The organism is Actinomycetota bacterium (assembly GCA_040905475.1).
In the GTDB taxonomy this organism is placed as follows: domain Bacteria; phylum Actinomycetota; class AC-67; order AC-67; family AC-67; genus DATFGK01.
Genome location: JBBDRM010000043.1, coordinates 1 through 8,220, shown reverse-complemented (window position 1 = coordinate 8,220; position 8,220 = coordinate 1). Strand labels below are relative to the sequence as shown.

3 protein-coding genes are annotated in these 8,220 nt (G+C 67.1%); 1 reads left to right on the top strand and 2 read right to left on the bottom strand.

Going from position 1 to position 8,220, the window contains the following annotated elements; translation table 11 throughout:
• Window positions 1-96: 96 nt before the first annotated feature.
• Complete coding sequence (locus WEB06_03790) at window positions 97-1,308, top strand: IS481 family transposase (protein ID MEX2554737.1); 1,212 nt, start codon at window positions 97-99, stop codon at window positions 1,306-1,308.
• Window positions 1,309-1,576: 268 nt separating this feature from the next.
• Here WEB06_03790 and WEB06_03785 read toward each other — a convergent pair whose 3' ends face one another.
• Window positions 1,577-6,394, bottom strand: a complete 4,818-nt coding sequence (locus WEB06_03785) for an AAA family ATPase (protein MEX2554736.1) — start codon at window positions 6,392-6,394, stop codon at window positions 1,577-1,579.
• A gap of 193 nt (window positions 6,395-6,587) precedes the next feature.
• Complete coding sequence (locus tag WEB06_03780) at window positions 6,588-7,775, bottom strand: Fic family protein (GenBank protein MEX2554735.1); 1,188 nt, start codon at window positions 7,773-7,775, stop codon at window positions 6,588-6,590.
• Window positions 7,776-8,220: the final 445 nt, after the last annotated feature.

Genomic DNA, 8,220 nt, shown 5'->3' with positions numbered 1-8,220 from the left:
GTCGGGAAGGGGGTGTGTGAAGACAGCGGATAGTGGACAGCCCGCCGCGATGATGTGTCGGGCCATGGTGGACACCTCCTATCACGGGGGTGTCCGGTGGATCTTGCGAGCTACATCGTCCAGGCCGTGCAGCTCGAGGGACGCAGCTACCGCGAGGTGGCGGCCGCTTACGGGGTCTCCAAGTCCTGGGTCGGCAAGATCCTCGCTCGCTACCGGGCCGGCGGCGAACAGGCCATCAGAGCCCGACCTAAGGCCGCCGAGCGGATCGCCAATCGCACCCCGGCGGAGGTCGAGGATCGGATCGTGGCGCTGCGCAAGCAGCTGGCCGACCAAGGCTTCGACGATGGGGCGCAAACGATCCACTACCACCTGAGCCGCCAAGACGGTCTGGTGCCTTCGGCGAGAACGATCCACCGCATCCTTGTCCGGCGAGGCTTCGTCACGCCCCAGCCTCGCAAGCGCCCGCGCTCGAGCTTCATCCGCTTCGAGGCCAGCCTCCCCAACGAGTGCTGGCAATCCGACGTCACGCACTGGCGCCTAGCTGATGAAACTGAGGTGGAGATCATCAACTTCATCGACGATCACTCCCGACTCTGTCTTGCGAGCCGCGTCCACCGCACGACGACCGCGCGCATCGCACTATCGGAGTTCAGCCACGCCGCACAGAAATGGGGGTATCCGGCCGCGCTTTTGACCGACAACGGCTGTATCTACACCGCTGCGCATAGGGGCGGACGCGCGGCATTGGAATCGGAGCTGCTAGCTCGTGGGATCGTGTTCAAGCACTCCCGGCCCTATCATCCCCAGACCTGCGGCAAGGTCGAGCGCTTCCACCAGACGCTGAAAGGCTACCTCGCCAAGCAAGAGCCGCCGGCGTCGATCGCGGAGCTGCAACGCCAGGTGGATCGCTTCATCGCTTACTACAACGACGTGCGTCCACACCGCGCACGGGGCCGCATGACCCCGCATGCTGCTTACGACGCGCGAGACAAGGCTCGTCCAGACGGACCGAAGATCTCCGTGGGTATCGACACGCGTATCCGCCACGACGTCATCGATCCCGGCGGCAAGGTGACGCTGCGCTACAAGTCCAAGCTCCACCACATCGGCGTGGGACGCGAGCACCACGGCAAGCGCGTCATCATCCTCCGTGCGGGCTTGGACGTGCGGGTCCTGGGTCCGGGCGGCGAGCACCTGCGCGGGCTGACCCTTGACCCCGACAAGAACTACCAAGCCACCGGACGCAAGTATTCACCCAAAGGCAGGAAGCTTGGACCACGCAGGAAGAAGCCGTCTACGATGCCCTGACACAGGTGTCCACGATGCCTCGTCACATCGCAACTGTCGGGAAGGGGGGATTTGAACCCCCGGCCTCCACGTCCCGAACGTCTCCGGCGCCGATCGCGCTACCAGCGACTTCGGGTCGAGAGGGCCCGCGACCTGCGATCTCGCGCTTCTCGTTGCTGCGAGTTTATCTCAGTGGTGCCGGTTCTTTCTCCCTCTTACGGGGACGAAATGGGGACGCGTATTCGAGGCCGCTCCACAGTCTGGCCCGAAGCGAGCCCTAGCAATACCGCTAACTCCGGGCCCTGCAACTTGGCACGTGCAGGTATTGCCTGCACTCCGCGTCAGTGAGCCCGCGAGTGACTCGATCGCGAGCCAGTCTGCGGAGCTCGTCGATCGGAAGCAGGTGGAGCGCGACGGTGCCGTCGCCGCTCTGCGTCGCGAGAAGTTTGCCGTCCCGGCTGAAAGCCACGTTCTGCACGCCGCGGCTGTGACCGAAGAGCGTCAGCATCTCCCGTCCCGTCTTGGCATTCCAGAGTTTCGCGGTGCCGTCGACGCTTCCTGTCGCGACGAGCGTTGCGTCGGGGCTCACCGACACGCCAAGCACCGGGCCGCGATGTCCTCGCAGCGTCGCGAGCTCCCGTCGCGACGGGAAGTCCCAGATCTTCGCCGTTCCGTCCCAGCTGGCCGTGACCAGCATCCCGCCGCGCCCGAACGCCACATCCTGAACGATGTCGGCGTGGCCGCTGAGCTTTCCGCGAAGCTTCAGCGTGTTCGCGTCCCAGATCTGGAGGATCGTGTCGCCGTCCTGGCCGGACACGATTGAGCGGCCATCGGGACTGAAAGCGAGCGCAAACGGCGGACTTCCGACGTTGAACTCGCCCTGTTTCGTGCCGCTCGAGGCATCCCAAAGGCGGATGATGCCATCCGATCCCGCCGTCGCCAGGCGACGGCCGTCCGGACTGAACGCCAGTGCGACAACCCCGAAGGTCTCAGTGCCATCACGGTGTCCGGTCAGCGTGGCGACAAGGCGCCCGGTCGAGACGTCCCATATGGGGACGGAGAGGTTGGCCCGACCGTCTCCGTCTCCGCTTCCGCCCACGCCGGCCAGCCGTTTGCCGTCGGGGCTGAAGGCGAGGGCGCTGATCCACGCCCCATGGCCTTCGATGGTGCGAACGGCTGCTCCCGTGTTCGCGTCCCAGATCGTGACTCCGCTTTGCTGGCGCGGCACCGCGAACGTCGACCCGTCGGGACTAAACGCGACGCCGCCTAGGCGAAGGCGGGGGCCGGGAACCGTCAGCCAGTCGCGCCCACCGGTCGCGCTGATGGCCCAGACGCGGGTCTCGCCGGCACTGGCCGTCAGCAACCGGGTCCCATCGGGGCTGAACACCGCCTGCCGGATCGCGACGCGGTGACCGGCGAACGTCAGCACCTGTTCCCCGGTCGCCGTATCCCAGACGCGCGCGATGGCGTCCTCCGCTGCTGTGACTAAGCGGCTACCGTCGCGGCTGAAAGCGACGGCGAGCACTCCACCGTGGTGCCCGGGGAAGGTCGTCAGGGGCGTGCCTGTCTTCACGTCCCAGATCCGGGCGGTCCCCTTGTAGATCCCCATCGCAACGCGATCACCGTCGGGGCTGAAGGCCACCGCTGCGATCGCGGACACGATCGCCGTGTCGGTGAGGAGCGTCGTGATCTTCCCGGTGGCTACGTCCCAGATGGGGGCGCTGAACCAGCCGCCGCTCGTGAGCTTCGTCCCGTCGGGGCTGAATGCGGGAGCGAGGAGAGTGGCCTGGGAGAGGAACGCCTCGTCTGGCGAACGTCTCAACACCCGCAGTTGCCTGCCCGACGCGACAGCCCACAGCCGGACGGTCCGGTCGGCACTGGACGTCGCCAGCAGCCGACCGTTCGGGCTGAACGTGGGGCTCAGGACGACATCCGTGTGGCCTTGTAGAACCCGAATCTGTCTCCCGGTCGCCGCGTCCCACAGCCGCACCGTCCGGTCCGATCCGCCGGTGGCCAGGCGGGACGCATCGGGGCTGAACGCAACCCCGTTGACGGCTCCTTGATGTCCGCTGAGGGTCAAGAGACGCGCGCCGGTCTGCGCGTCCCAGACCGTCGCCTGGTCGTCTCCCGTTGTCGCGATCCGGCGGCCATCGGCGCTGACAGCCAGCCCGCTGCCTTGCGGGACGCTGAGCAGGAGCCGGGACTCGCGAAGCGCCCGGTGAAGAGCTTCTTCCGCTTCCGGCGCGGCGATGCGATCGGTCTCCCACGTTGCGTTTACGGCCTCGAGGGCGAGCAGGATGCTGCGCTCGGGATCGACGGTGAGATTCGCAACCGACGCGGACGCCAGCTCGCGCGCCGACGCAACGCGAGCCTCTCGCCGGGCATGCCCCCGCTGAACGAGAGCGAGGCCGCCCGCGACGAGGGCGATGACGAGAAAGATCGCGGTCCCAGCGAGAAGACCTCTCAGGCGGCGGTTCGTTCGTCGCTGCCGTTCCGCTTCCCGCTCGCTCGCCTGCCGGCTTTCCGCGAGGAAGTCCCGCTCCAGCTCGTTGAGGTCTGCGCCCCGCGGATCCGCCCAGTCGAGGGCGGCCGAGAGCCGCGCTCCTCGATAGACCTCCGAAGGATCGCGTCCTGCCGTCGCCCATTGCTTGGCGGCGTGGGTGAGGTGCTGGTGCAGCTGGTGACCCTGCACGTCCTCCTCCAGCCATCCACGGAGGCGCGGCCATTCGCGGAGGAGGGCCTCGTGAGCGACCTCCACTGTCGAGTCGCTAGCTGTTAGCAAGCGATCCCTCGTGAATCGGGCGATGACTTCTGCCGAATCGGTGTCTTTGTCGATGTCGAATTCTGAGATCGGTACCCGCCGGCGCGTCAGCAGGTTGCCGTCCCCGACGCCGGACAGCCGGAGCATGATGCGGCGCGCCACGGGGCGTTTCGCATCGGTCAGTTGCTGATAGGAGGCCTCGGCGAGCCGGGCGACGGCGCCTCGAACGCCTCCCGTACGTTCGTAGGCTTCCATCCTGAGCCATCCGTCTTCGCGAGCCTGCCAGAGTTCCACGAGTGCCGCCGAAAGCAGCGGCAGCCCGCCGGGCTGCTCGACGATCTCCGCTACAAGCGCATCGACCAACGCAGACTCGACCCGGAGCCGCACTCGCCGCGCCGGCAGCTCGATCGCGCGGCGGAGATCGTCGCCCGACATCGGCGGCACGATCACGTGGTTCGCTCCGAGGAGTTCGTCGAGTTCGGGGTACGAGGCGCAGCGGCCGTAGAAGTCTTCGCGGATCGTCAATGCGAACACAACTCGTTCGGGCGACCGCGTCGCTGCTTTGGTGATCGTTTCGATGAACGCGTCCCGCTCGGCGAACTCGGAGCAGAGCGTGAACACCTCCTCGAACTGATCGACGGCGACGACGAGCCGTCCGTCCGGCCCGAGCCGCTCGAGCGCTGCCTCGATTGCGTTCTCGGCCGAGTCCGTCGGCGCAATCGTCCCGACGGCTCGGGCGAGCTCCGCCATCGGATGCTCGCCCGGCCGCAAGATGATGCGTTCCCAGCGTTCACTTCCGGGAAGGAGTCCCGCGCGGAGCGACGGGAGGAGCCCGGCGGCGACCACGGACGACTTGCCGCTGCCCGAGGCGCCGAGGACACCGAGAAGTCCAACCCCGACGGTTCGCGCGGCGAGCTCGCCGACCAGCCGCTCCCTGCCGAAGAAGTAAGCAGCGTCGGTCTCCTCGAAGGAAGCGAGGCCCTTGTACGGGCACTCGCTCTTGGCCGCGCGGTCGGCCTCCGCTGTGTAGAGCCTGCCGAGCCTTAGCTCGATGATGTTGTTGGCGAAGTCGAGGTCAGCGGATCGACGGCCACGTCCCTCGACCAGCCACTCGGCGGCCGCAGCGAGACGCCTGCCGGCCTCGTCGCGCGCCCACTCACCGACCACCTCGTGGACGCGTCCGGGCACGCCTCCCGACGCCCGCGCCATCGATTCGAGGGGAGCGTCCCGAACCTGGTCGCCCACGTACAAACGGGTGATGCCTTCGACGCCCTTGAGATCGAGCGGCGACAGCCGGACGTGTCCGTCGCCGAAGCGGTCCGCCTGCTCGATCACCGCCGCGAGCTCCGGTCTGGCTTCGGCGTCCTTCACGATGCCGATGACCAAGGCCGGCCTCGAGAGGATGCGATCGTACGCCCGGCCGAGCGTGTTCGCGGCGTCTTCGCCCGCGACGTCGAGGTCGTCCAGCACCACCACGATCGGATGGATCGCCTCCGCCAACCCGCGCACCGCCGCCTGCGCCAGCGCCGCCGCAGTTCCGCCGGCGCCCGCGTAGCGAACGCGACCGCCGTCGCGGGCGATCTGCGAGGCGATCTCGGCGGCCAACCGCGTCTTGCCGATCTGGGACGGTCCGGAGACGAAGACGACGCGACCCCGTCCTCGTCGCGCCTGGCGCCAAGTGCCGCGCAGCCAATGCATCTCATGCTCGCGATCGACGAGGGGCGTGAGGACGTCGAGCTCCGCCGGCAACGCGGCCGCCGGCTCGCTCGTCTCAGTTTGCGGCGCCGGCGCGCGGAGTTCTGGCGGCCGGGCAAGCTGCGCCTCGATCACGTCGACGGCCGCTTCGAACCCCTTGAGCTCCGCAGCGCCGAGTCCGTGGAAGCGGATGTCGCCGCCGTCGGACACCGAGTCGGCCACGGCCCGGGTAACGAGGACTTGTCCGGCGACCGCTCGCGAGCACAAGCGGGCCGCGGTATTGAGCGCCGCACCCCGGAATCCGTCTTCGACCGGGATCGCCTCGCCCACGTCGATGCCGATCCCGACGGTCAACGGAAGCGTGGGATCTACGCTGGCTTCTTCCTCACACGTCGCTTGGAACTCGAGGGCTGCACGGAGGGCTTGTAGTGTCGACGTGAAGACGGCGAGAGCCTCGTCCCCTCGAAGCTCGATCACGAGGCCACCCCGCGCCTCAACCGCGTCGCGAGCTAGGTCCGCGAACCTCTTCGCCAGGCGTGCGGCCTGAGCGTCGCCGTGCTCGCGGGTGAAGCGGGTGTAGCCGCGGACGTCGGCGATCAGGAACGTCCGAACGCCGGCCGTGCGGCCCCGTTCCGCGACGTCGACCTCCATCGCATCCCCCTTGCCCTCGCTGGGCGCGCCTCGCTCCTCAAGACGTCGTCCAGACCGAGTCGTGTTGCATTGTTCCTTCAAGTGGTATTCAGGGCAAGGCTGAATCTAGCTGTTTCGCCGCCCGGACATGGGCAGCTTCCACGACTAGACCAAGCCAGGCGGCTCGGTTGTGATTCGTGCGGGCCGCGAGGGACTAGACGTGTCTCCCTGTTTCGACCTCCACGATAAGGTCGAGAAGGCCGAGTGCTTCCCATGCCCGATTGCGCTTGGAGTTCGATACGGGACGCAGGACTCCCGCGTCGGCGAGTTCGGCCACGGCGTTGTTGACCGCCGGCTTGGTCCTGCCCGTCGCCGCGGCCGCCACGGCGACCGTGATGACGGGATGGGCGGGAAGCACGTCGATGATCGACCATGCCGCCGCATCGGATCGGGGCGCGGAGTGTTCCATCAGCCGCTCCCGCCAGTCCTGTTGCAGTCGGGTGACGGCTTCCGTGTAGCCGAACGCGAGCTTGGTGGCTCGCACCGCGGCGGTGGCGAAGATCTCCAGCCATCCCGCGACATCGTCGGCGCGGAACATCTCCAGACCCTCGATATAGTGGCGTTTGGTGCGCGCGAAGATGACGCTGATGGGAGGCACGTACTGGGTGGCGAGCCTCCGGCCGCGCAGGATCACTTGGACGAGTGCGCGTCCCGTGCGGCCGTTGCCGTCTTCGAATGGATAGATCGTTTCGAACTGGGCGTGGGCGATGCCTGCCTGCACCAGTGGCGGCAGATCGTCCCGCTCGCTGAAGGTGCATAGGTCGCGGATTAGACGCCGTACCTCTTCGGGTGGCGGCGGAACGGAGCCAGCCCCGCAGGGGTTGTAGTTGTTGCCGCCGATCCAGTTCTGCACCCTGCGCAGCTTGCCCGCTTGATCGGCTCTTGGGGTGCGCGCCGTCAACACGCGGTGGATCGCTAGGATCTCCTTTTCGGTGATGAGTCGTGAGGCGGCGTCTTCCACAGCGAACTGCATCGCGTCGATGTTCGCGATGATCTCCGCCGCATCTGCGCCGATGCTCCTGCCGGTCTCGTGGGCGACCTCGGCGCGCGCGAGGGTTCTGGCGTCGACCTGCATGCCCTCCACCTTGGAGGAGGCGATCGACTCGGTTCGAAGCAGCAGCCGCGCGAGCGGCGCAAGTGCAGGCTCCGCGCCCGCGTTCAGCCGCGCGATCGCCGCTTCGGCGTCGGAGACTACAGCGGCCAGCTCGCCGGACAACGACACCGACAGCTCGGAAATGGGCTCGGGGATGAAGGCGTCATAGCGGCAGGCGCGTCGGTAGCGCGGCGGCGCATACAGCGCAGGATCGTAGCGCCACATCGCCCGTCGCAGGGTGCCACGCATCTTTTATCAACTCCAGGTCTTAGTAAAGACTAGTCGGTAACCTTACTCAAATCCTAGCCTATACTTGGCCGGAAATGAAGTAAAGGCTGGGAACAAACCTTTACTACCGGAATCTGGAATCCTCCGGAACGGACACGAAATTCGCGACGTGGGCTTCCTTTGTTGACAAGGTAACTTGCGATCCGTCGGCCGGCAAGGTACCTTGTCATGGTGAAGCCGGAGCCGGTGATCGCTCCGGCCGCCAGGAAGCACGGCGTCCAGGATGAGGACATCCGCCACGCCTAATCGGAACGCGATCGACGCGTGGCACTTGGACGATGGTCTCGTGATGCTCGTGGGCTCGGATCGTCGGGTGCGCTCCTAGAGATCGGCGTCGCTCACGCCGCGGACGGCACGCCGGTGATCGTCCACGCTATGAAGGTCCGACGGAAGTTCCTGAGGTGAT

Coding starts and splice junctions, on each gene's coding strand:
- WEB06_03785 (MEX2554736.1), bottom strand. CDS start 6,394: ATGGAGGTCGACGTCGCGGAACGGGGCCGCACGGCCGGCGTTCGGACG.
- WEB06_03780 (MEX2554735.1), bottom strand. CDS start 7,775: ATGCGTGGCACCCTGCGACGGGCGATGTGGCGCTACGATCCTGCGCTG.